At 66.1% G+C, this 23,337-nt stretch carries 23 protein-coding genes and 2 pseudogenes; 11 read left to right on the forward strand and 14 right to left on the reverse strand.

The features are described from left to right. The 4 genes from radA (at position 1) to W911_RS11030 (ending at position 4,565) form a co-directional block, all read left to right on the forward strand. Positions 1–1,383: a DNA repair protein RadA gene (gene radA, locus W911_RS11015; protein WP_023787619.1), complete on the forward strand. Its 1,383-nt coding sequence runs from the start codon at positions 1–3 to the stop codon at positions 1,381–1,383. Positions 1,384–1,444: 61 nt separating this feature from the next. After that, on the forward strand, positions 1,445–2,023 hold the full coding sequence (locus tag W911_RS11020; RefSeq protein ID WP_023787620.1) for a CvpA family protein: 579 nt from the start codon (positions 1,445–1,447) through the stop codon (positions 2,021–2,023). Between the two features lie 244 nt (positions 2,024–2,267). Then, positions 2,268–3,767, forward strand: coding sequence for an amidophosphoribosyltransferase (gene purF / locus W911_RS11025; RefSeq protein WP_023787621.1), 1,500 nt, complete (start codon positions 2,268–2,270; stop codon positions 3,765–3,767). 33 nt (positions 3,768–3,800) lie between these two features. Then, entirely contained in the window at positions 3,801–4,565 is a 765-nt protein-coding gene (locus W911_RS11030; protein WP_023787622.1) for an SDR family NAD(P)-dependent oxidoreductase, read from the forward strand. An 81-nt stretch (positions 4,566–4,646) separates the two neighbouring features. On the opposite strand, the gene W911_RS11035 is transcribed toward W911_RS11030, so the two are convergent. The 6 genes from W911_RS11035 to W911_RS11060 form a co-directional block, all read right to left on the reverse strand. Further along, on the reverse strand, positions 4,647–5,441 hold the full coding sequence (locus W911_RS11035; RefSeq protein ID WP_023787623.1) for an MBL fold metallo-hydrolase: 795 nt from the start codon (positions 5,439–5,441) through the stop codon (positions 4,647–4,649). Continuing rightward, the gene (locus tag W911_RS11040; RefSeq protein WP_023787624.1) at positions 5,438–6,241 is read right to left on the reverse strand and encodes a TatD family hydrolase; all 804 of its coding nucleotides are present in this window, start codon (positions 6,239–6,241) and stop codon (positions 5,438–5,440) included. Before W911_RS11040 ends, W911_RS11035 begins: the two co-directional genes overlap by 4 nt. Before the next feature lie 4 nt (positions 6,242–6,245). After that, positions 6,246–7,868, reverse strand: a complete 1,623-nt coding sequence (gene metG, locus W911_RS11045) for a methionine--tRNA ligase (RefSeq protein ID WP_023787625.1) — start codon at positions 7,866–7,868, stop codon at positions 6,246–6,248. A gap of 71 nt (positions 7,869–7,939) precedes the next feature. Continuing rightward, positions 7,940–9,067, reverse strand: coding sequence for a DNA polymerase III subunit delta' (locus W911_RS11050; RefSeq protein ID WP_023787626.1), 1,128 nt, complete (start codon positions 9,065–9,067; stop codon positions 7,940–7,942). A 2-nt stretch (positions 9,068–9,069) separates the two neighbouring features. Continuing rightward, entirely contained in the window at positions 9,070–9,696 is a 627-nt protein-coding gene (tmk, locus tag W911_RS11055; RefSeq protein WP_023787627.1) for a dTMP kinase, read from the reverse strand. Positions 9,697–9,762: 66 nt separating this feature from the next. After that, positions 9,763–10,593 (reverse strand): alpha/beta hydrolase, encoded by an 831-nt coding sequence (locus W911_RS11060; RefSeq protein ID WP_023787628.1) that lies wholly within the window; start codon positions 10,591–10,593, stop codon positions 9,763–9,765. 147 nt (positions 10,594–10,740) lie between these two features. Here W911_RS11060 and W911_RS11065 point away from each other — a divergent pair, with 147 nt between their 5' ends. Then, the gene (locus tag W911_RS11065; RefSeq protein ID WP_023787629.1) at positions 10,741–11,358 is read left to right on the forward strand and encodes a LysM peptidoglycan-binding domain-containing protein; all 618 of its coding nucleotides are present in this window, start codon (positions 10,741–10,743) and stop codon (positions 11,356–11,358) included. A 135-nt stretch (positions 11,359–11,493) separates the two neighbouring features. Continuing rightward, entirely contained in the window at positions 11,494–11,901 is a 408-nt protein-coding gene (locus W911_RS11070; protein ID WP_023787630.1) for a hypothetical protein, read from the forward strand. A gap of 2 nt (positions 11,902–11,903) precedes the next feature. Here W911_RS11070 and W911_RS11075 read toward each other — a convergent pair whose 3' ends face one another. The 6 genes from W911_RS11075 to W911_RS11100 form a co-directional block, all read right to left on the reverse strand. Continuing rightward, positions 11,904–12,428 carry a hypothetical protein gene (locus W911_RS11075; protein WP_023787631.1) on the reverse strand — a complete coding sequence of 175 codons (525 nt, stop codon included), beginning with the start codon at positions 12,426–12,428 and terminating at the stop codon, positions 11,904–11,906. Positions 12,429–12,583: 155 nt separating this feature from the next. Continuing rightward, positions 12,584–12,979 (reverse strand): rhodanese-like domain-containing protein, encoded by a 396-nt coding sequence (locus W911_RS11080; protein WP_425277568.1) that lies wholly within the window; start codon positions 12,977–12,979, stop codon positions 12,584–12,586. Positions 12,980–12,997: 18 nt separating this feature from the next. Then, positions 12,998–14,404, reverse strand: coding sequence for an NAD(P)(+) transhydrogenase (Re/Si-specific) subunit beta (locus tag W911_RS11085; protein WP_023787633.1), 1,407 nt, complete (start codon positions 14,402–14,404; stop codon positions 12,998–13,000). 15 nt (positions 14,405–14,419) lie between these two features. After that, a complete protein-coding gene (locus W911_RS11090) occupies positions 14,420–14,893 on the reverse strand; it encodes an NAD(P) transhydrogenase subunit alpha part 2 (RefSeq protein WP_023787634.1) in 474 nt (157 codons plus the stop codon). A gap of 11 nt (positions 14,894–14,904) precedes the next feature. Continuing rightward, positions 14,905–16,041: a Re/Si-specific NAD(P)(+) transhydrogenase subunit alpha gene (locus W911_RS11095; RefSeq protein ID WP_023787635.1), complete on the reverse strand. Its 1,137-nt coding sequence runs from the start codon at positions 16,039–16,041 to the stop codon at positions 14,905–14,907. 178 nt (positions 16,042–16,219) lie between these two features. Continuing rightward, the gene (locus W911_RS11100) at positions 16,220–16,363 is read right to left on the reverse strand and encodes an aa3-type cytochrome c oxidase subunit IV (RefSeq protein ID WP_023787636.1); all 144 of its coding nucleotides are present in this window, start codon (positions 16,361–16,363) and stop codon (positions 16,220–16,222) included. 502 nt (positions 16,364–16,865) lie between these two features. Between W911_RS11100 and W911_RS11105 the strand changes: the two genes are divergently transcribed. Continuing rightward, a complete protein-coding gene (locus W911_RS11105; RefSeq protein ID WP_023787637.1) occupies positions 16,866–17,621 on the forward strand; it encodes a hypothetical protein in 756 nt (251 codons plus the stop codon). 1 nt (position 17,622) lies between these two features. Here W911_RS11105 and W911_RS11110 read toward each other — a convergent pair. Further along, positions 17,623–18,161 (reverse strand): annotated as a pseudogene (locus W911_RS11110) (DUF1285 domain-containing protein). A gap of 274 nt (positions 18,162–18,435) precedes the next feature. Here W911_RS11110 and W911_RS11115 point away from each other — a divergent pair. The 3 genes and pseudogenes from W911_RS11115 to W911_RS18755 all read left to right on the forward strand — a co-directional run. Beyond that, complete coding sequence (locus W911_RS11115; RefSeq protein WP_023787640.1) at positions 18,436–19,434, forward strand: AAA family ATPase; 999 nt, start codon at positions 18,436–18,438, stop codon at positions 19,432–19,434. Positions 19,435–19,439: 5 nt separating this feature from the next. After that, the gene (locus W911_RS11120; RefSeq protein ID WP_023787641.1) at positions 19,440–20,417 is read left to right on the forward strand and encodes a DUF58 domain-containing protein; all 978 of its coding nucleotides are present in this window, start codon (positions 19,440–19,442) and stop codon (positions 20,415–20,417) included. Then, positions 20,414–20,608: pseudogene (locus W911_RS18755) on the forward strand (BatA domain-containing protein); the annotation flags it as partial. The gene W911_RS11120 and the pseudogene W911_RS18755, both read left to right, overlap by 4 nt. A gap of 237 nt (positions 20,609–20,845) precedes the next feature. Here the strand turns inward: W911_RS18755 and W911_RS18760 are convergent. Next, a complete protein-coding gene (locus W911_RS18760; RefSeq protein WP_244438497.1) occupies positions 20,846–21,271 on the reverse strand; it encodes a hypothetical protein in 426 nt (141 codons plus the stop codon). A gap of 31 nt (positions 21,272–21,302) precedes the next feature. On the opposite strand from W911_RS18760, the gene W911_RS11125 reads away from it, so the two are divergent. Beyond that, positions 21,303–23,324, forward strand: a complete 2,022-nt coding sequence (locus W911_RS11125; protein ID WP_244438499.1) for a DUF4159 domain-containing protein — start codon at positions 21,303–21,305, stop codon at positions 23,322–23,324. The last annotated feature ends 13 nt before the right edge of the window (positions 23,325–23,337 follow it).

A 23,337-nucleotide genomic window follows, 5' to 3' on the forward strand; every position in this document is an offset into this window, starting at 1 on the left:
ATGGCCAAAGGCAAACCTGCCAAATCCCAATTCGTCTGCCAGACCTGCGGCACCGTCGCCGCGCGCTGGGCGGGCAAATGCGCGGCCTGCGGCGACTGGAACTCTATCGTCGAGGAAGCTATTGCCGCTGCTCCGCCCGGTTCCGGCATGGCGGGCGCCAGCAAAGGCAAGGCTCTTGTGCTCGAAAGCCTGTCCGGCGCGCCGGAGGAAGCCCCGCGCTTCCTCACCGGCATGGCCGAGCTGGATCGCGTCACGGGCGGCGGCCTCGTGCCCGGCTCCGTGTTGCTGATCGCAGGCGAGCCCGGCATCGGAAAATCGACGCTGCTTCTCCAGCTCACCGCCGCGTTGGCCAGCGCCGGCCGCCGCGCGCTCTATTTCTCGGGCGAGGAAGCCTCGGCCCAAGTGCGCCTGCGCGCGCAGCGGCTCGGCCTCGCGGACGCGCCCGTCGCGCTTGCCGCCGAAACGAGCCTCTCGAATATTCTCGCGACGCTCCACAACGAGCGCGCCGCCGATCTCGTCGTGATCGATTCCATCCAGACGCTCTGGTCCGACGCCCTCGAAGCCGCTCCCGGCTCGGTGAGCCAGGTTCGCGCCTCCACCCAATCGCTCGTGCGCTACGCCAAGCAGGCGGGCGTGGCGCTCCTTCTCGTCGGCCACGTGACGAAGGAAGGACAGATCGCGGGGCCGAAGGCCGTGGAGCACGTCGTCGATACGGTCCTCTCCTTCGAGGGCGACCGCGGCCACAGTTATCGCATCCTCCGCGCCACCAAGAACCGCTTCGGCGCGACGGATGAGATCGGCGTCTTCGAAATGGCGGGCTCAGGTTTGCGGGAAGTCGCGAACCCGTCGGAGCTGTTCCTGGGCGAGCGCGATTCGAGTGCGCCCGGCACCGCTGTGTTCGCCGGTATGGAGGGCACGCGCCCGATCCTGGTCGAGATCCAGGCCCTCGTCGCACCCTCGGGCCTCGGCACGCCGCGCCGCGCGGTCGTGGGATGGGAACAGAGCCGGCTCGCCATGCTGATCGCGGTGCTCGAAGCGCGCTGCGGCGTGTCCTTCGCCAACCACGACGTTTATCTCAACGTCGCAGGCGGGCTCAGGATCGTCGAGCCCGCCGCCGACCTTGCAGCCGCCGCCGCCTTGATCGGCTCGCTGGCGGGGCGCGCCCTCGATCCGAAAGAGATCCATTTCGGCGAAATCTCGCTCTCCGGCGCCGTGCGCGCAGCCCCCCACACGGCCGCGCGCCTCAAGGAAGCCGCCAAACTCGGCTTTACCAGCGCCGTCATGCCCGCAGCCGGTGAAGCCCCAGCCAAAGTCGCCCGCTTCAAACTGCGGCGCATTCCCCACCTCAAGGCGCTTGCAGAGGACCTCTCCACATGCGACTGAACGGGCGGGGAAACACACAAATCCGGCTTTTGCCGCGTCCGACAGCCGAGGAGCCGCGACCATGATCGGGCCGCTCACCTATCTCGACGCCGCGTTGATCGCGGTCTGCTTCATCTCAGCGCTCCTGGCCATGTACCGGGGCCTGACGCGCGAGCTCCTGTCCATCCTGTCGTGGATCGCTGCTGCCGGCGCGACGCTCTATTTCGTGCTGAGCCATAAGCAGATCGCGGAAGACATGGCCGCCCAGATGGGCACCCAGGTAGCGGTCGCCCAGATCGCCATCGGCGCTATTATCTTCCTGATTGTGCTGATCGTCGTGCACTTGATCACGGCGCGCATCTCGGATGCCATCCTCGACAGCAGCGTCGGCATGGTGGACCGCATCCTGGGCTTCCTGTTCGGCCTCGCGCGCGGTTTCCTGCTGGTTGTTATTCCCTATATGTTCTACGCGTCGTTCGTGCCCGACGAGCAGAATCACCTGCCCTGGGTGCGGGATGCGATCTCGACCCCCTACATCAAGGGGACCGGCAACAGCATCCGCGCAGCCCTCGAAACCTACATGCCGACCTCCCTGCCCCAGGCCCAGCCCGAGCAGGCGCAACCCGAGCCGACTGGCGAGCCTGAAATTTCAGAGCCTTAGTGGATACGTCGCGGCCGAAAACACATCGGGTGCGACAAGTCCGCGACATCCTGAACAAAGCTCTTTAACGGTCGCGCGATTATCATATATTCCGGCCATCCAGCGGCCGGGGCTCTCGAACGGCGGAGAGCGTCCTGGCGGGCTGGTCGGCAAGACCATGATCGCTTCAGGCCTTATCCGCCTGAAGCGTGAATCATCGGTCTCTATGACGTTTTGCGGCGGATGCTTTGAGCGGGAGGCAGCCATGACGCACGATCGCGCCAAAAGCGGCGAGTGCGAGCCCTTTCCTGATTTCGGCCTCAGCCGGATGGGTGACGACAGACTCCGCGAGGAATGCGGGGTCTTCGGTGTTTTTGGGCATCCGGACGCCGCGGCCATCACCGCGCTCGGGCTGCACGCGCTTCAGCACCGCGGCCAGGAGGCCGCGGGCATCGTCAGCTACGACGGCAAACAGTTCCACGCCGAGCGCCACCTGGGCCTCGTCGGCGACAACTTCAACAAAGCCAACGTCATTCACCGCCTGCAGGGCTCCATGGCGGTCGGCCACAATCGCTATTCGACGACGGGCGAACCCGCTCTCAAGAACGTCCAGCCTCTGTACGCGGACATCGACACCGGCGGCATCGCCGTCGCGCACAACGGCAACCTCACGAACGCGCTGACATTGCGCCGCGAACTGATCGGCTCGGGCGCGATCTTCCCCTCGACGTCCGACACCGAGGTCATTCTCCACCTGCTCTCGCGCTCCAAGCGCCGCGGCATGGTCGAGCGCTTCGTCGAAGCCACCCGCCAGATCGAGGGCGCGTGGTCGCTCGTCTCCCTCACCAACGACATGCTGATCGGCGCGCGCGATCCGGTCGGCATCCGCCCGCTCGTCATCGGCAAGCTGGGTGAGGCCTGGGTGCTCGCCTCCGAGACCTGCGCGCTCGACATCGTCGGCGCGGAATATGTGCGCGAAGTGGAGAACGGCGAAGTCGTCGTGATCACGAGCGCGGGCCTCGAAAGCCACCGGCCCTATCCGCCCCGCCCGGCGCGCCCGTGCATCTTCGAATATATCTACTTCGCCCGCCCCGACAGCATCATCGGCGGCCGCTCCGTCTACGACGTCCGCCAGCATATGGGCGTCGAGCTTGCACGCGAGGCCCCTGCCGATGTCGACGTCATCGTGCCGATCCCCGACTCGGGCGTGCCCGCCGCCATCGGCTACGCGCGCGAATCCGGTCTTCCCTTCGAACTCGGCATCATCCGCAACCACTACGTCGGCCGCACCTTTATCGAGCCCGAGCAGCAGATCCGCGCGCTCGGCGTCAAGCTCAAGCACTCGGCGAACGCGGGCGTGATCCGCGGCAAGCGCATCGTCCTCATCGACGACAGCGTCGTGCGCGGCACCACTTCGAAGAAAATCGTGCAGCTCATGTACGAAGCGGGCGCGCGCGAAGTGCACATGCGCATTTCCTCGCCCCCGATCACGCATTCCGATTATTACGGCATCGACACGCCGAGCAAAGCCTCGCTGCTCGCTGCCAACTACGACATCGAGGGCATGCGCGCCTTCATGGGCGCGGACAGCCTCGCCTTTCTCTCGGTTGACGGCATCTACCGTGCCGTGGGCTACGAAGGCCGCGACGCGCACGCGCCGCAGTTCACCGACCACTGCTTCACCGGCGAATACCCGACCGATCTCACCGACCAGAACGGACAGGCGAGCGCACGCCAGCTCTCGCTCTTGGCCGAGGTGGGATAACGAGGGCGCCGGGCTTCCAATCGTCAGGTCTTCATGCCTCAGCGCCAGCAGCAGCGTTTCAAGGATCGCGTCGCCCTCGTCACCGGCGCGTCGCGCGGGCTTGGCCGGGCCATCGCACTCGCGCTCGCTCGTGAAGGCGCACACGTCGTCGTCGCCGCCCGCTCGACGGGCGCACTCGAAGATCTCGACGACGAGATCCGTGCCGTAGGCGGCACCGCGACCATCGTGAAGCTCGATTTGAGGGCGCAGGAGAAACTCGATCAACTCGGCCCCCTCATCTATCAGCGCTGGGGCAAGCTCGATATTCTTGTCGCAGCCGGCGGCATCCTGGGATCGCTCTCGCCGCTTCCGCACGTCACCGCGGATGCCTGGGACGCCGTCATCGACATCAATCTCTCGGCCAACTGGCGCCTGATCCGCACGCTGGATCCCGTGTTGAAGCGGTCGGACGCGGCCCGCGTTCTGATGGTCACGGCGGAGGAAGCGAAAGGCGATCTCGCCTACTGGGGGCCTTATGCGGTGTCGAAAGCGGGCCTCGAAGCGCTCGCACGGACGTACGCCGCCGAGTGCGCCAATACACCCGTGCGCGTCAACCTGCTCGATCCGGGCTCGATGCGGACGGGGCTGCGCGTCAAGGCCTTCCCTGGCGAGAACAAGGATCTGCTGACCGATCCGGCTGACGTCGCGGCCTTCGCGCTCCCGCTGTTGCTCCCCGACATGAAGGCGAATGCCAGCCTCGTCCGCTTCACGCCGAACGCGAAGCCGTCCGCGGAACAGGCCGCGAGCGAAACCACCTGACCCCGACCCGCTGTCATCCCGGCCAAGTGAAGCGCAGCGGAACGCAGAGCCGGGATGACAAGGAGGAGAGGAGATTCCCTCTCAGACCTCGATCACCATGCCGTCGTAGGCGGGCTCGACGGTTTCGGGCAACTCGCGCTTCAAAGCCGCGTAATCGAGGTCGCCCGTCATGTGGGTCAGGATCGCCCGTTTCGCGCGCAGCCGCTCGATGTGCGACAGCGCCTCCTTGACGGAGAAGTGGCTCGGATGCGGCGAGTAGCGCAGCGCGTCCACGATCCAGAGATCGAGATCCGTCAGCAGCGGCTCGGAATCGAGCGGCAGCGCGGACACATCCGGCGAATACGCCACGCCCCCGAACCGGAACGCGAGCGTTTCGATGTCGCCGTGGAACTGGCGGATGGGCAGCGCCTCGATCGCGCCGCCCGCGCCTTCAATGCGAACGGGCGCGCCATGAGCGAGCGTGTCCATCGTCAGGATTGGGGGATACGTCGAGCCGTTCGGCGTTTCGAAGCAGTAGCTGAAGCGGCGCACGAGGCTTTCCGCCGTCACCGCATCCGCGTGGCACGCGACGCGCCCCTTCATGGCGTAGGCGACCATCCGGAGATCGTCGATCCCGTGCGTGTGATCGGCGTGATCGTGCGTGAACAGCACCGCATCGATCGCCTCGGCGCGCACCGAGAGCAACTGCTCGCGAATATCCGGCGGCGTGTCGATGAGCACGCTCGTGGTACCGCGCGGCCCGCGCTTTTCGACCAGCAACGCGCAACGACGCCTGCGGTTCTTCGGTTCGGCGGGATCGCACTTGCCCCACATGGAGCCGATACGCGGCACGCCGCCCGAGGATCCGCAGCCGAGGATCGTGAACCGGAAGCTCATGTGCTTGCGCTCTCGACGCCGGCCGGTCGCCGGGCCTTCGTGTAGAGGCGGAAGAAGTTGTCTGTCGTCGCTTTCGCGATCTCCGCTTCCGAAATCCCGCGGATGCGCGCGAGCGCCGCCGCCGTATGCACGACGTAGGCGGGCTCGTTGGTCTTGCCCCGATACGGCACCGGCGCAAGATAGGGCGCGTCCGTCTCGACCAGAAGCCGGTCGAGCGGCAACGCGCGTGCGAGTTCGGCAAGCGCTTCCGTCTTCTTGAAGCTGATCACGCCCGAGAACGAGACGTAGATCCCCAAATCCGCCGCGCCGAGCGCAAGGTCATGGCCGCCCGTGTAGCAATGCAGCACGGCCGAAAACGCGCCCTTCGAATGCTCGTCCTTCAAGATCGCCAGCATGTCCGCGTCCGCTTCCCGGCTATGTATTTCGAGCGGCAACCCCGTCTCGCGCGCGGCGGCGATGTGGTTGCGGAAGCCTTCCGCCTGCGCGCCGGGCGTCGAATGCTGATAGTGATAATCGAGCCCCGCTTCGCCGATGGCGACCACCTTGGGATGCTGCGCCAGCCGCACGATCTCGGCGGTTGGAATGTCGAGTTCCTCGTGCGCGTTGTGCGGATGCGTGCCGACCGAGCACCAGACGTCGTCGAAGCGCTCGGCGACGGCGAGCACCCGGTCGAACTTGCGGATACGCGTCGAGATGGTCACCATCGTGCGGACGCCCGCCGCCTTGGCGCGCACCACCACGCCGTCGAGATCGGGCGCGAAATCGGGAAAATCGAGATGGCAGTGATGATCGACAAGCATCGCGTTAGGTCTCGGACTTAGGAGCCTTGCCGCCCTTCTGGGGCTTCTGCTTCGGCGGGGTGTCGGCCTTCGCCGCCTCCTCGGGATCGACATAGCGCGGGAACACGCCCTTGGGCTCGGGGATCGCGGTGCCGGGCGCGAGACGGCCAGCGATCCCGAGCTTCGCGAACACGCGATCCGCCTCATCGAGCGCAAGCAGATCCAGGAGCTTGGCCGCAAGCTCCGGCATCGCGGGCTGTGCGAGAATGCCGAATTGGCGCACGACCTCCGCCGTCACGTAAAGGATCGTGCCCATACGCGCCGGGTCGGTCTTCTTCTTCGCCCACGGCTCTTCAGCGGCGAAATAACCGTTGGCATCCGCAATCACCGCCCACACCGCGTTGAGGTAGGGCGTGATCGCCTGCCGATCCATGGCCCCGCGCGCAAGGCCGTAAAGCGCGTCCGCCGCCGAGAGCAGCGCCTGATCCTCTGCCGTGAACGCGCCCGGTTCCGGGATCTTCCCGTCGCAGTTCTTGAAGATCATCGACAGCGAGCGCTGCGCGAGATTGCCGAGATTGTTCGCGAGATCCGCATTGATGCGGTTTGCAATCGCTTCCGGCGAATAGTTGCCGTCCTGGCCGAACATGACTTCGCGCAGAAGGAAGTAGCGCAACTGATCGCGGCCGTACGCGCGCACGAGATCGGACGGATCGACCACGTTGCCGACCGACTTCGAGATCTTCTCGCCTTTGCTGAGAACCATTCCGTGCGAGAAGATCCGCTTCGGCAGGTCGATCCCCGCCGACATCAGAAACGCGGGCCAGTAGACCGCGTGAAAGCGCACGATGTCTTTGCCGATCACGTGCACGTCGGCTGGCCAGTAACCGGCGCGTTCGCCTTGCGGCGTGTTCAGGAGGCCGGTTGCGGTGATGTAGTTCGTCAGCGCATCCACCCACACATACATCACGTGCCCCGGCGCATCCGGCACCGGAATGCCCCAATCGAGCGTCGAGCGCGAAATCGAGAGGTCTTCGAGCCCGCTCTTCACGAAACTCACGACCTCGTTCTTGCGCTCCACGGGCAGAATGAAATCGGGATTGTCCTCATAGTGCTTGAGCAGACGCTCCTCGTAGGCCGAAAGCCGGAAGAAGAACGTCTCCTCCTCCGTCCACTCGACAGGCGTCCCTGTGGGCGTCGCATAGCGCACACCGCCGTCGCGCACTTCCGTTTCGGCTTCCTTGTAGTAGGTCTCGTCGCGCACCGAGTACCAGCCACCGTACTTCTTCGTGAAGATGTCGCCCGCCGCTTCCATCCGCCGCCAGATTTCCGCGCACGCCTCATAGTGGCGCGGCTCCGTCGTGCGGATGAAATCGTCGTTCGAAATGCCGAGCATCTCCACCATCTCGACGAAGCGCGCCGCGTTGCGGTCGGCCAGCGCCAGCGGCGTCAGGCCTTCCTTGGCGGCCGTCTGCTTCATCTTGAGGCCGTGCTCGTCGGTCCCGGTCAGGAAGAACACGTCGCGCCCGTCCAGCCGTTCGAACCGCGCGATGGCGTCGGTTGCGATGGCCTCGTACGCATGCCCGATATGGGGCACGCCGTTCGGATAGGAAATCGCCGTCGTGATGTAGAATTTCGTACGCCCGCTCATGGGACCTCTCGGAACGTCTCGTCCAGCGGCAGGAACCGGATCGGTGTGGGCTGGCCTCGGACGGGACCGGCTTAACTGCGGGCCGCCGCCCCGAGCCGGGAGAAGACGTCCAGGATCAGGGCCTTGCGGTCGAGGTTGAGGGCGGCCGCCTCGGCCCGCGCCGCGGCCACTCTTTCCCACAAGCCGGCCCACGTGGCAAGCCGCGCCGGCCCGATCAGCCGCGCCGCAAGGGCCCGCTCATCGTCCGATCCCTCGCCCCGGGCCTCCGCCGCGACGAGGCGCGCAACCGCATCCATCAGAAGCTCGAAGAACAGCACGAACCGCTGTTCGGCCGCCTGCCCGGAGAGTTCGTCGCCGAGCGTATGTACCGCCGCCCAGTCCACCTTCGGCAACGTGTCGAGCAGGGCCGCGATGCGGTCGGAAAGCGCGAGCCCCTTCGCCGCGTGAAGCGCGATCAGGCGGCGCGCGCTCCCGCCCGATAGCCGCGCCAGCCGCTCCCATTCGGACGGCGACGGCATTCCGCTTCCCACTTCCTCGCCGCTCGCCGAAAAGGCCTGCGTCACCGCCCGCTTGAGCGCCTCGTCGCCCAGCGGCGCGAGATCGAGCGTGCGCACCCGCGAGCGGATGGTGACCAGAAGCCGTCCCGGTGCCGACGAGATGAGCAGAAACACGGTGCGCGCCGGCGGCTCTTCGAGCGACTTCAGAAGCGCGTTCGCGGCCGCAATATTGAGTTCGTCCGCCCGGTCGACGATGACGACGCGCCACGCCCCGTCCTCGCTCGTGCGCCCGAGAAAAGATTTCAGGCGCCGCACCTCGTCCACCGGGATCGTCGCCGGAAACCGCTTGCCCTTCGGATCCCAGCCGCGGCGAATGATCAGCAGTCCGGGATGCGAAAGCGCGAGCACCTGCCGCGCGGCTCGCGTACCGGGATCGATGTCGAGCGAGCCGGGCGTGCGCTCGGCCGGATCGGCCAGCAGATAGCGCGCGAAGCGATAGGCGAGTGTCGCTTTGCCGATGCCGTCCGCGCCCGCAATAAGCCAGCCGTGATGCATCCGCCCCGATGCGAACGCCGCTTCGAGCAACGCCTCAGCCCCCTCGTGGCCATAGACGTGGCGCGCGGCTCGGGGATGCGGAAACCCGTCGAGGCGGTCGGCCTCCGGCAGGTCCTCGATCTCCTGCAGCATCGGCGCCCGCGCCATCGCTAACGTACTCCGGCGAGCAGCCGCTCATCGACGGCGCGCCAGACGTCGTCCGCGATGGCGTCCGCATCGCGGTTGGCGTCGATCACGACACAGCGCTCAGGCTCCGAGCGCGCCACGGCCAGAAAGGCTTCGCGCAGGTTGAGGTGATAGGTGTTGTCCGCCGCGTCGAACCGCGAGAGCGCCCCGCGCTGAACCGCCCGCGCGACACCGACCTCGGGCGGCAGGTCGAGCACGAGCGTGAGATCGGGAAACGTGGGCCTCACGCTCTCGTATTCCACCGCCGCGATCAGCCCCGGCGACACGCCCGCCAGCATCCCCTGATAGACCCGCGTCGAATCCATGAAGCGGTCCGACACCACCCATGTGCCGTGCGATAGCGCGGGCCTGATCACCTTTGCCACGTGCTCCGCGCGCGCGGCGGCGAACAGCAACAGCTCCGTCACGGGTTCCGGTACCGCTTCCAGCACCACCTCGCGAACACGCTCGCCGAGCGGCGTGCCACCCGGCTCGCGTGTGAGAACAACTTCGGCCCCGGCCTCGCGCAGTCGCGCAGCGAGACGCCCGGCTTGGGTCGACTTGCCGGAGCCTTCTCCCCCTTCGAACGTGATGAACTTTCCGCGTGTCATGGCCCGGACAGTAGTTCTCTTCGTTGCGGGATTGAAGCCGCGAAATCGCACACCGCAGTGCGCGTCCTACCCTGCCCGCAACCGCCCCTCCTTGAGGGCCCCGATCCACGCGAGCACCACATCCAGCGATCCGAACATGACGTGGTCTGCGTGTCCTGCCCCCGGAAACGTCCGGATCGTCTTCGGCCCGGCCGCGAGCGCGTGAAGCTCGTGCCCCATCGCGACGGGGATGATCCCGTCCGCCTCTCCATGGATGATCAGCATCGGCGCCGAGACGGATGCGATGTGCCGGCGCGTGTCGTAGCGGTCGCGCATGAAAAGCCGTCCCGGCAGCGCGAGCAGCGGATAATGCAGCGCGGCGAGGTCCACCATCGACGTATAGGGCGCCTCCAGCACCAGCCCGCCGACGGGCCGAGTTGCGGCAACCTGGGTTGCGACGCCCGTCCCCAGCGATTCCCCGCAAACGACGATGTCGGACGGGTCGACGCCGAGCCCGACGAGCGTGTCGAACGCAAGCTGTGCATCCGCCACATTGGCCCTTTCGGACGGGTGTCCGCTGCTGCCGGCAAAGCCGCGATACGTCATGATGAAGACGCCGAACCCGTGCGCCGTGTAGCGCGCGATGCGTTCGGCCCGGGAATCGAGCGCGCCCGCATTTCCATGGAAATAGAGAACCGTTTGCCGGCCCGGCTTTGCAGGCGCATGCCACGCCATCACGCGCTCGCCATCCGCTGTCGCAAGGACCTTTTCCTGCACGCCGGCAAGTCCGGCTTCAACCGGCGAGAGATATGCGGGTGTCGGAAAGTACATGAGCCGCCGCTCGACCCTCGGCACCATCAGCGCCAGGACGCCGACGGCCAGCACGGCACCGACCGCGAGTTTGACTATCAGTCCCAAACCTCAGCTCTCCCCGTATTTCGCCCTTACGCTCGCCGGCGGCGAACGTTAGCACGCGAAATCGTCGGCGCGCGCCCATATGCTTAAAGCTCCGTTAACCAAAACCTGCGCTTCTTGAGGTTGTATGCGTTAGCGGAGTATCTCGTCATGCGTTTCCGTTCCCGCCCCCTTTACCGGGGCGCTTTGGCCATCGCAGGCCTTGCGGCCACACTCGCCGGTTGCAGTTCCAGCGGCTCCCAGGGCTCGCTCACCACATCAAGCCTCTCGCCGCGCCCGCACGAAAACGTCTATGCGTCGCCGCAGCGCACGTATCCGGACGGGTCGGCCTACGGCCGCCCCTACAACGCCGCTCCTCACCGCTCCGCCCACGCTCCCCGTCAGTACGTCGATCCCGGCACACCGACCCCGCGCCATATGGCGGACGCCGGCTACCGGCCAGCCTCCAACGGCATTCAAACCGCAAGCCTCGGCGGCAGCAGCCGGAGCGGGAATGCGACCTATGACCCGAACGCCCGCTGGCAGCAGCCGTCTCCGTTCATCACGGGCGCCGGCGCTCCCCCGCGCAGCGCAGGCGCTCCGCCGGCCGCCCACACGCCCCCGCGTCCAGCCGGGCCCCACGTCGTCGAAGTCCGCGAGGGCGACACGCTGTACAGCATCTCGCGCCATCATCGCGTCCCGCTTCACGATATCGTCGTGGCCAATCGCCTGACGTCGGATCGGATCGAAGTCGGCCAGCGGATCGTCGTCCCGACGCGAACGCGCTGACGCGGCGTGTCTCCCTTTGCCCCTCCCAGTATTGCTCTGCACGCCGAGCGCATTGACCAAGATCAAGAACACTGTTTACGGTGCACGGCTGGCGGATTCTCGTATTCGTCAAGAGAAACAAGGGGAGACACGTATATGGCAGCCGTGAGCGGCAAGACGTCTATGAGCATCATCATTCTGCTTCTGATCGCGACAGCGGTTGGCGCCCTCGTTGGCCTGTTTTTGGGCGGCATCATCACCGGCACGCGAACCCTCGCGATCTCCGCCGGATTGATCGCAACGATCGTCGCCTCAATCGCGCGCTACAAGGCCGTGTTTCTCGGCGCCGGCGTCGGCCCTGACGATTCGAAGGTCCCCGGCGTGGTCGTGGTCAACGCCGCGATCGCATCCATCGCGGGCAGCCTCGCCGCCCACGACATCGCGAACCACATCGCAACGCCGCCCTCGGCCATCCTTCTCGGCACGTTCGCCGGATTGCTGTCTGCCGTTCTTCTCGCGCTGCTGATGGTCACGTATCACGCGACATCGACCGCCGCCCGCTGAACTCAGCGATTGTATGCGGCCTGCGAACGATCCGGAGCGTCAAAGCATGCCAAAAGGTAGGCATGACGCTCCGGACCCGGCAAGTGCCCGAAGGCCGAGCCGCGGCTATGCGCGAGAAACGGGGCGAACGCCTCGACATCTGCGCGCGTGAAAAGCCCGGCCGTGCGGCCACGGTCGATGGACCAGCAATCCGCCTCCCGCTCGCTTTCGATGGTCGGATTGATGATGTGCGCCAGCACGTGATGCGCGCACTCGTGCTGATAGAAGAAGATCTGCATTTTTTCGGGCAACGTCGCGAGGCGCGCGGGATCGAGCGCAATCACCGGCACGGCCGAAATGAACGTTGCGCGACCCACGTCGCCTCTGAGCGGCGCGTGAAGCGTCTGGACGATGCGCCCGCGAAAATCCCGGCACGCCATCGAGACGCCGCCGATGACGGGCTCGGCCTCAAACGCGCCGCCCGCCAGGGTGGAACGCCCGCCGAGCAACGCCGCCAGGATACCGAGGGCAAGCGCGAAGGCCTTCATGCGCGACCTCAAGGGCTCTCTTCCAAAGGGTTCGATGACCCTTTGTCTACGCAGGCTAGAGTTATTTCGATCTCCCCGCCACGGGGATAACATTGCCGCACGCAAATACCGCCACGTGCGCACAGGGCCGGAGGCTGCGGATATCCACGGGCCCGCTACGTTTTCGCCAGCACGGGCTCGATCGGAAATCCGGCGTCGCGCCACGCGGTGAAGCCGCCCGCAAGATGCGCGACCGGCTGAAGCCCCATGTCCTGCGCCGTGCGCGTCGCGAGGGCTGAGCGCCACCCACTCGCACAGTAGAACACGAAGCGGTGCGGTTCGGCGAAAACCGGCTTGTGGTACGGGCTCTCAGGATCGATCCAGAATTCCAGCATCCCGCGCGGACAATGAAAGGCCCCCGGAATACGCCCATCGCGCTCAAGCTCACGCCTGTCGCGCAGATCGACGAGCAGAACTTCGCCCCGCTCCCGCAAGGCGTGAACATCTTCCGCGCCAAACGTTTCGATTTGGGCGTTTGCGTCGTCCAGAAGCTGGCGATACCCGATTTTCACGCCCGCCATCCCACTCTGTTAGTGGCTCAACGCCTTCGCGATCTCTTCCGTCATCTTCTTCGCGTCGCCGAGCACCATGACGGTGTTGTCGCGATAGAAGACGGGGTTATCGATGCCGGCGTATCCGGAGGCAAGCGAGCGCTTGTTGAAGAAGACGGTTGCGGCCTTCCACACCTGAAGCACGGGCATCCCGTAGATCGGCGAGGTCTTGTCGTCTTCCGCGGCCGGGTTCACCACGTCGTTGGCACCGATCACGTATACGGCGTCGGCTTGCGAGAATTCGGAGTTGATGTCCTCCAACTCGAACACCTCGTCGTAGGGCACGTTCGCTTCCGCGAGCAGCACGTTCATGTGCCCCGGCATGCGCCCCGCAACCGGATGGATCGCATACTTCACCTCGACGCCCGCTTTTTTCAGCGCGTCCGCCATCTCGCGCAGCGCGTGCTGTGCCTGGGCCACCGCCATGCCGTATCCGGGTACGATGATCACCTTGGAGGCGTTCTTGAGCACGTAAGCCGCATCCTCGGCCGAGCCAAGCTTGACGGGCTTCTGTTCGCCGCCGCCGCCGCCGGGACCTGCCGTCTCGCCACCGAAGCCGCCCGCGATCACCGAGATGAAGCTGCGGTTCATGCCCTTACACATGATGTAGGAGAGGATCGCACCCGACGAGCCTACGAGCGCGCCCGTGATGATGAGCGCGATATTGCCGACGGTGAAGCCGATGCCGGCTGCCGCCCAACCCGAATACGAGTTGAGCATGGACACCACGACCGGCATGTCCGCGCCGCCGATCGGAATGATGATCAGGATGCCGAATACGAGCGCGAGCGCCGTGATGATCCAGAACGTCGTCGTATCGCCGCCAGACATGCAGAAGCGGTAAATCAGGAAGGCCATCGCAGCGAACAGCGCGAGGTTGATGAGATGACGCGCCGGCAGCATGATGGGCGCGCCCGACATGCGCCCCGAAAGCTTCGCGAAGGCGATGACGGAGCCGGTGAAGGTGATCGCGCCGATGGCGAGACCGACGCCCATTTCCGCAAGGCTCAGCGCGCCAATGTTGCCCGGCGTGCCGATCCCGAAAGCTTCCGGCGCATAGAGCGCGGCCGCCGCCACGAATACCGCCGCCATGCCGACCAGTGAGTGGAACGCGGCGACGAGCTCCGGCATCTGTGTCATCGGGATCTTCTTGGCGATGACGGCGCCGACCGCGCCGCCGATGCCGATACCGCCGATGATGAGCGCCCACGTGAGCGCCTGATCCGGGCTGGAGACGGCAAGCGTCGTCAACACGGCGATGGCCATGCCGATCATGCCGTAGGCGTTACCCTTGCGGCTCGACTCGGGATGGGAGAGCCCCCTGAGCGCCATGATGAACAGCACACCGGAGACCAGGTAGAGGAAGGCAGCGATATTGGGAGTCATTGGACGGCGTCCCCTCTACTTCCCGGTCTTGTCTTTTTTCTTGTACATGGCGAGCATTCGGCTGGTGACGAGGAAGCCACCGAAGATGTTCACCGACGCCATCACGAGCGCGAGAAACCCGAACACGCGCGCCGCCGTCGTGCCGTCGGTCACGAGTTCGACGCCGACAGCGAGCAGCGCGCCTACCACGATCACCGAGCTGATGGCATTGGTGACGCTCATCAGCGGCGTATGCAGCGCGGGCGTCACGCTCCACACCACGTAGTAGCCGACGAAGATCGCCATGACGAAGACCATGAGCCGGTAGACGGAGGGATCGACGGCTCCACCCATACCCTCGGCCGCAAATGCGGCCGTCGGCACGAGAACGGCCGCGGCCGCAACCGCGTAGCCGGCGCGCAGCACGCGGCGCGCGAGATCTGCTGTCTCGCCCGGCCGATCCGTCGAAGATGGTTTGGATTTTTGCGCGCAGGGAGAGTGACGGGTCATCGTGTGGCTCCTCAGGCGGATTGCGGGGCAAGGCTCGGGTGAACGATCTGTCCATCCCGCGCGACCAACGTGCCCTTCACGATATCGTCGTCCCAATCGATGCGGAACGACTTGTCCTTCTTGTCGAAAAAGAGTTCGAGGAAGGCATAGAGGTTCTTCGCATAGAGGCTCGACGCGTTGACCGGGATCGTACCCGCGAGATTGAGCGGCCCGACGATTTTCACGTCCGACACCTCGACCGTCTCGCCCGGCACGGTGGCTTCGCAGTTGCCGCCGCGCTCGGCCGCAAGATCGACGATCACGGAACCCGGTTTCATGCTGTCCACCATCGCGCGCGTGATGAGACGCGGCGCCGGCCTGCCGGGGATCAGCGCCGTCGTGATGACGATGTCCTGGATCTTGATGTGGTCGGCGATCAACTCGGCCTGCTTGGCCTGATATTCCGCCGACATCGGCTTGGCATAGCCGGCCGCCGTCTGCGCCTCTTTGAACTCGTCGTCCTCGACGGCTACGAACTTCGCGCCAAGTGACGCCACCTGCTCCTTGGTGGCAGGCCGCACGTCCGTTGCCGACACGATGGCGCCGAGGCGGCGCGCCGTTGCGATCGCCTGAAGGCCCGCAACGCCAACGCCCATGATGAACACCTTCGTCGCCGGAACGGTGCCCGCCGGCGTCATCATCATCGGCAGCGCCTGGCCGAACAGAGACGCGGCGTCGACGACCGCCTTGTAGCCCGCGAGGTTCGCCTGGCTCGACAGCACGTCCATCGACTGGGCGCGCGTCGTGCGCGGCATGAACTCCATGGAGAAAAGGTTCGCGTTGGTGCCCGCGAGAGGATCGAGGCCAGCCCTGTCGTAAGGATCGAGGATGGCGGCGACGACGGCCCCCGGCTTCAACCCGCGGACCTCGTCCACGGAAGGCCGCCGCACCTTGAGCAGAACGTCCGCCCCCGATACGGCTTCGGCCGCCGTCGATGCGATTTCCGCACCCGCAGCCTTCAAGGCGTCGTCAGAAAACCGTGCCCTGCGGCCCGCGCCGGTTTCAACCCGCACCGTCGCGCCAAGGCCCGTGAGCTTCCTCACCGTTTCCGGCGAGACGGCCACCCGGGGCTCGTCCGGCCCTTCGGCCGTCACAGCAATCGTCACCATCGAAGCATCCCGTAGACACGTTCCCGCGGGAGAACCCCGCGAGACGGCCGGCCAGACCCACAGTGTGAAATCTTCCGACCGTGTGAAATCCGCGTGACTGAGAGCGGCCACCACTTAGCGCGAAGAGCGCTGGGATCAGCGCTCGAAACGAACCGAGAGGTGCGCGTGGAAAGCGGGGCTAGACGAGGAAGTAGGCCATGCCTGCAAGCAGGACGACGCAGAACACCACGCCGACTTTGGCCCAGGCGAGGAAGTTCTGATACGTGCGGTTATGCTCGGCGTAGTCCATTGCCGGATGACCGCCCGAAGTATCAACGCTCATAAAATCCTCCCGTTCGTTCATTTGAACTTATTTGAACTGTTGCCACTTGGTAGCCCAAGCCCCCCGGTTCATCAAGTCCACCTCCATAATGGGCCGATAGAGAAGCGCCATAATGGGGGCGCTCCGCCAGTTTCGCGTAAGCCCAAATACAGGCGCAATCGGGTGCCAGCATCGTGTGCTTTTGCCAATCTGGACAAAAGGCCAAACGAGACCAAGGTCTAGGCTCCAAACCCAATCAGGATGGCGTCACGATGAGACAAGATTGGCCGAGGGCCAGGAGAAGCGCGAAGAGCGATGCCTACGCATCGGTCGAGCGGTTCGACGCCGCCATCGATCAATCTTGTCTCACGGCGGAGCCGCGCGGCTCTTTTGCCCGTCTGGTGCGTCGCAAGGTCTTGCAAACCATAGAGGTTTGCTGCGACCTTGCTCCTGCCAGCCGAACAAAAGCCCTCGCGTCGTGATGCCATCCTGATTGGGTTTGGAGCCTAAGGGAAAGGACCTCATGCCGAGCCGCAGCGTCCCAAGCCCTCTCTCCGGATGGCGCGCAGGCTTCGCGGCGGGCCTCCTCGCAGTTTTTGCGGCCGAGACGGGCGCGGCCCACACGCTTGAGGTGCCGCCCGGCGAGGACGCGGCCATCAAGTCGTGCGAGAAAAAAATCTGCGCGATGATTCTCGGCAAAGAGTCGGCCGGCGACGATCTCGCCTGCGATCTTCAGAAGACATGGGCACAATCCTCGCTTGAGGGCGGCAAAAGCAAAGGCATGTCCTGGGGCTTCGGAGACGCGCGCTGCACCGTCGACGTCGCGCTCTCGCGTGCCGACATCATCGCAGCCCTCACCCAGAGCAAACACACCGTTCGCGTGCCCGCTCATGACGTGAGCTGCGTCGTGGTGCGGGAGGGCGAAGAGCGCCCCGTCGCCATGACGGTGGCGCCCAAGCTCAAATTCAAGCACGGCAAGGCCGATAAAGTCTGGATCAACCTCGAAAAGATCGAAGGCCCTGTGGACGTGCGCGCGACCGTCTGGACCGCCGCCCAGCTCGAAGACACGCTCGGCGTTTTCCATCGGCCGCTGATCCGTTCGATCAATCGTTTCATCCATCGCCGGTGCGAGCAGCGGTGGGGGCCGGACGGCACGGAAACCAAAGCCGAGCAGGAGGAAGCGGCAAAGAAACTGAAAGCCGCCGCAACGGTCATTCCGCCGCCGAAGAGAAAGGAAGCCCCGCCCGCCAAAGCCGCGGCCGCGCAGTCGTCGAGATGAGCTAATAAGGCAGCGGAAAAAACGCCCCGCCGCTCCAGATCCCGAGCGGGCCGCGGTCCGGACCTGGCGCGGCCAGCGCCACGAGATCGTAGACGACGGCGCGCGCAACAAGCGCTTCGAGCCGGCCGCGCACATGGACGTAAGGCTTGAACGCCTCCCCACCCCATCGACGGCGAAACGCAGCGGATGCTCGGGCCCGCACCGCACCACGTCGTCAACGTTGGAACGAAACACGAGCGACTGCGTCTCTCCCGCGCCCTCGACTTGCATCTCCACGGCGATGAACGGCGCGTCGGCCACCGCGATGTCGATCTTTTCTACGGGCGTCACGAGATAGGTCCGATCGTCCGCGTCGCGCCGCAGCACGCGCGCAAAGAGCTTCACCATCGCCGGGCGGCGGATCGGGCTTCCCTGATACTGCCAGCTTCCGTCTCGCAGGATTTCGAGCCCGATGTCGCCGCAGTACGGCGGATTCCAGCGCTCCACCGGCGCCGGAGCCTCGCCCTCCGCGTGCTTCAGAAGATCTGCAAGCCTGTCCATGCCGTCATACCGTCTCGTTCTTTGCGCGCCCGGAACATCGGTTGCGCGACTTCGTTTGCCAATACGCGTCCTGATCAAGCGAAAAACGCACCGGAAAGATTGCCGTTTCAGCGCAATAAAGGTGATTTCCCGACGTGTCTTACCTAGGTTTAACTTGACCAGCCCCCCTGCGAGCCGGTCACATCGCGAACAAAAGCATCAGACAAGGCCCGCCCCTGCTCTTTCTCTTTCCACTCTGCGCGGCGGTCCACTGCAAATCGTGAGCGGCGATCCTATGAGCACTGTCATCCAGACCGACGAAACCATCGTTCCGCGGCTCGAAGCCGCCGCCGAACGCGTGAAGCGCGCCCACAAGGCGGCCGCCTCCGTCATCTTCGGCCAGGATGTCGTGATCGAGCGCTCGCTGATCACCATTCTCTCGGGCGGACATGCGCTTCTCATCGGCGTGCCCGGTCTCGCCAAGACGCTGCTCGTCGAAACGCTCGGCCGCGTGCTCGGCCTCGATGCCAAGCGCATTCAGTTCACGCCCGACCTCATGCCGTCCGACATTATCGGCTCCGAGGTGCTCGAAGACACGCCGGGCGAGCGGCGCAGCTTCCGTTTTATCAAAGGCCCCATTTTCACCCAGCTCCTGATGGCGGACGAGATCAACCGCGCCTCGCCCAAGACCCAGTCGGCGCTTCTGCAGGCGATGCAGGAGCACCACGTGACGGTCGCGGGCCAGCGCCACGACGTGCCCCAGCCGTTCCACGTGCTGGCAACGCAGAACCCGCTTGAGCAGGAAGGCACCTATCCTCTCCCCGAAGCCCAGCTCGACCGCTTTCTGCTGGAGATCGACGTCACCTATCCCGATCTCGCCGCCGAACGCCGGATGCTGTACGCGACCACAGGCACCGACGATCGCGCTGTCGAAACCGTCCTCTCGGCTGGCGACCTGATGGCCATTCAGCGCCTCGTGCGCCAGATGCCGGTGCCGGACAAGGTCGTGGAAGCGATCCTGAAGCTCGTGCGCTCGGCCCGGCCCGGCACCGGCGCCAACGCTGAAACGGATCGCCTCATCGCCTGGGGCCCCGGCCCGCGCGCCAGTCAGGCGCTCACGCTTGCCGTGCGGGCCAAGGCGCTGATCGACGGGCGCCTCGCTCCTTCGATCGACGACGTCGTGGAACTGGCGGAGCCCGTTCTCAAGCACCGCATGGCGCTCTCCTTCGCCGCTCGCGCCGAGGGCGAGGAGCTGGGTCAACTGATCGCCCGCCTCGCCCAAGCGCTGGAGTAACCGGCATGGCGGCGCCCCGCGGGCACCTCCCAGGCCAGGCCCTTCCCGGCGTGTTCCGTCTCGAACGCGACGCCCATGCCGTCGCCGAGCGCCTGCCCGACCTCCTGATCGAAGCCGACCGCATCGCGCAGACGGTCGCCCACGGCATTCACGGCCGCCGCCGCTCGGGACCCGGCGAAACCTTCTGGCAGTTCCGCACCTACGAGCAGCAGGATTCGGCCCAACTGATCGACTGGCGCCGCTCCGCGAGCTCCGATCACCTGTACGTGCGCGAACGCGAGTGGGAGGCCGCCCATACGCTGTGGCTGTGGCCGGACCTCTCCCCCTCCATGGCCTTCCAGAGCCATCTCGCAACCACCACCAAGCGCGACCGCGCGCTCGTGCTCATGCTGGCCGCGGCCGAGTTGCTCGTGCGCGGCGGCGAACGCGTCGGGCTTCTCGGCATCACGCCACCCTACGCGAGCCGGCGCGCATCGACGCGTCTCGCCGAAGCCATCGCCTCGCACACCGATAGCCCGCTGCTCGCGAGCGGACAGCCCTCGCACGCGCGCGTCAGCCGCTTTTCCGGCGTGCTGTTGTTCTCCGACTTCCTCGACCCCATCGAGCAGATCCGCGAAAGCATCGAAACGCTCGCAGCAAGCGGCGCGTCGGGGCATCTGATCCAGGTGCTGGATCCGGCAGAGGAAACGCTACCCTACGAGGGCCGCACGGAGTTTCTCGGGATCGAAGGGGGCGAAACCTGGATCGCGGATCGCGCCGAAAGCCTTCGCGATCGCTATCAGGCCCGTCTCAAAGCTCACCGCGACGAGGTGCAGGCGCTTGCGACGCGCCTCGGCTGGTCGTTCATGGTGCACCATACGGACCGCCCGCCGACCGAGCCGCTCCTGACCCTCATCATGCGCCTCGAAGGCCGCGACGGCGGATATCGCTGGCAGCAGTCCTCCGAGCAAGCGGCCGCCCAACACGCAGAGGGCCGATCATGAGCATCGGCGCCCTCGCATTCCTCAATCCGTGGCTTCTCGCGGCGCTTGGCACACTGCCGCTCATTTATTGGCTGCTGCGCACCGTTCCCCCGCGTCCCAAGCAGGTGGAATTTCCGGCGACCCGCATTCTCGTCGGCATCGAAAACCAGGAGAAGACGCCTGCCAAAACGCCGTGGTGGCTCCTGCTCATCCGCCTTCTCGCCGCAGCGCTCATCATTCTCGCGCTGGCGGAGCCCGTTCTGAACCCGACGCGCGAGCGCGCCCTCACCGGCAGCGGCCCCGTTGTCCTCGCCATCGATAACGGATGGGCCGCCGCCAACGGATGGGACCGGCGCAGCGCGCTCGCGGAGGAAATGATCGCGGAGGCGCAGCGCCAGGGCCGCCCGGTCATCGTCGCCGAAACAGCGCCTGCCGCGAAGACGCGCACGCTAAAACTTGAAGCGCCCGCGGAAGCGCGCGCCACGTTGGCAGCCCTCGAACCGCGTCCCTTCGCGCCGGATCGCGCCGCAACGCTGGCCTCTCTCAAGGACGCCCTCGCCGCAACCGACGCGACCGGCCCCAGCATTCTCTGGCTCACCGACGGGATCGACCACGCGAAGGATGCGGCTACGTTTGCCGAGGGTCTGGAAGGCCTTGCTGACGGCGGCACGCTCGCTATCGCAGAGGACATCGCGGGCGAGGAACCGCTCGGGCTCGCGGCCACCGTCGGCGCCGACGGCAAGCTCGTCGCCCGCGTGCTCCGCACCGGACGGCCCCGCGCGCGCAGGCCGCATCGATGCCGTCTCCGCACGCGGCCAGCGCCTTGGCGAGGCGACGTTCTCCTTTGCACCCGGCGCCACGGAGACCAGCGTCACGTTCGAGCTTCCGCTCGAACTCAGAAATCAGGTGACGCGCCTCGATATCTCCGCCGAGCGCTCGGCCGGCACCGTGAGCCTGCTCGACGGCCGCTCGCAATGGCAGCGCGTCGGCATGATCTCCGGCGAACGCCAGGAGCAGGCGCAGCCGCTACTCGCCCCGCTCTTCTATCTGGAGAAGGCCGTTCAACCCTATGCCGAGATCGTCCGCCCGCAGGATCTCAACCTCGCCGACGGCATCGACACGGTTCTGAAACAACGTGCAAGCGTTCTCATGCTCGCCGACATCGGTACGCTCGCGGGCGACATCAAAGCCCGCGTCGACGAGTGGGTGAAATCCGGCGGCGTGCTCGTGCGCTTCGCGGGGCCACGCCTCGAAAGCGGCGGCGACGATCTCCTTCCCGTAGAGCTCCGCGTCGGCGGGCGCACGCTCGGCGGCGCGCTCTCGTGGTCCAGCCCGCAACCGCTTGCGGATTTCGATTCATCGAGCCTCTTCGCCGGCATCCCCGTGCCGAAGGACGTCGCCGTTTCGCGCCAGGTGCTCGCCGACCCGGCGCGCCTCACGTCCGATATTCAAGTCTGGGCGCGCCTCGGCGACGGCACGCCGCTGGTGACCGCGGCCTCGCACGGCGCGGGCCAGGTCGTCTTGTTCCACGTTACGGCGAACTCGGACTGGTCGAACCTGCCGATGTCGGGCCTGTTCGTCGAGATGCTGCGCCGCGTCACCGCGCTCGGCAGCCTTGCGCCGCCGGCAGCCGCCGAGGGCGCGGCGCCCGATACGTCCGCGACGGTCGCCAATCAGACCGCCAACCTCGAAGCCTTTGCGCCGGTGCAGACGCTCGACGGATACGGCATTCTGCGCGCGCCGCCGCCGACGGCCGAAGCGATCCCCTCCGAGCGTCTCGCCGCCGTCAAGGCTAGCCTTCAGCATCCGCCGGGCTACTATGGCGCGCAAGGGTCTCCGCGCGCGCTCAACGTCCTCGAAGCGGACAGCACGCTCGCCCCCCTCCCGTCCCGTCCGAGTGGGGTCTCGCAGATGCTCTACGACACGCAACCTTCGACGCCGCTCGCGCCGTATCTTCTCACCGCTTCGCTCGCGCTCGTGTTCGCCGACATCGTGGCCGTTCTCGTTCTTCTCGGCGTGATTGCAGCCTTCGCATCCCGTCTCGGCGTCCGCCGCCGATCGGTTGCCGCAGGCGCGCTCCTTGCCGCAGCGGGCGCAGCGAGCGTCGCGCTGTTGCCGGATGCGGCCATCGCGCAGCTTCAGCCCAACGCACCGCCGCCGAGCGCCGAGGTGGCGCAGAAGGCAACCGGGAACGTCACGCTCGGCTACGTGCTGACGGGCGACGCGACGGCCGACGCGACGAGCCAGGCCGGGCTTTCGGGATTGTCGCGTATTCTCGCGGTGCGCACGGCCGTCGAGCCCGGCGAGCCGATGGGGGTCGACATCGTCGCGGACGAGATCGCCTTCTTCCCCGTGCTCTATTGGCCCGTACTCACCGACGCCGAAGCGCTGCCTCAAGCGACGCTCGCCAAGATCGACGCCTACATGAAACAGGGTGGCATGATCATTTTCGACACCCGCGATTTCGGCACCGGCGTTCCCTCGGGCAGCGGCTTCGAGGGACGCAACGGATCGCTGCAGCGGCTCGTCGGTCAGCTCGACGTGCCGCGACTCGAACCTGTGCCCGAAGACCACGTGCTGACGAAGTCGTTCTACCTTCTGCGCTCGTTCCCCGGACGCTGGGAAGGCGGTCAGCTCTGGGTCGAAGCCGGCACGGGGGGCGAAGCCGAAGCCGGCACCGAAACGGGCGGGCGACGTGCTCGCCAGGCCGACGGCGTCAGCTCCATCCTCATCACGTCGAACGATTTTGCCGCCGCCTGGGCACTCGATTCCCGCGGACGGCCGCTTTACCCCGTCGTCCCCGGCGGCGAAAGCCAGCGCGAAATGGCGCTCAGGAGCGGCATCAACATCGTGATGCACGCGCTCACCGGCAACTACAAAGCCGACCAGGTGCACATCCCGGCCCTGCTCGAACGGCTCGGGCAATGATGGACCGTAACGG

It is taken from the genome of Hyphomicrobium nitrativorans NL23, from assembly GCF_000503895.1.
GTDB classification, from domain to species: Bacteria; Pseudomonadota; Alphaproteobacteria; order Rhizobiales; family Hyphomicrobiaceae; genus Hyphomicrobium_C; species Hyphomicrobium_C nitrativorans.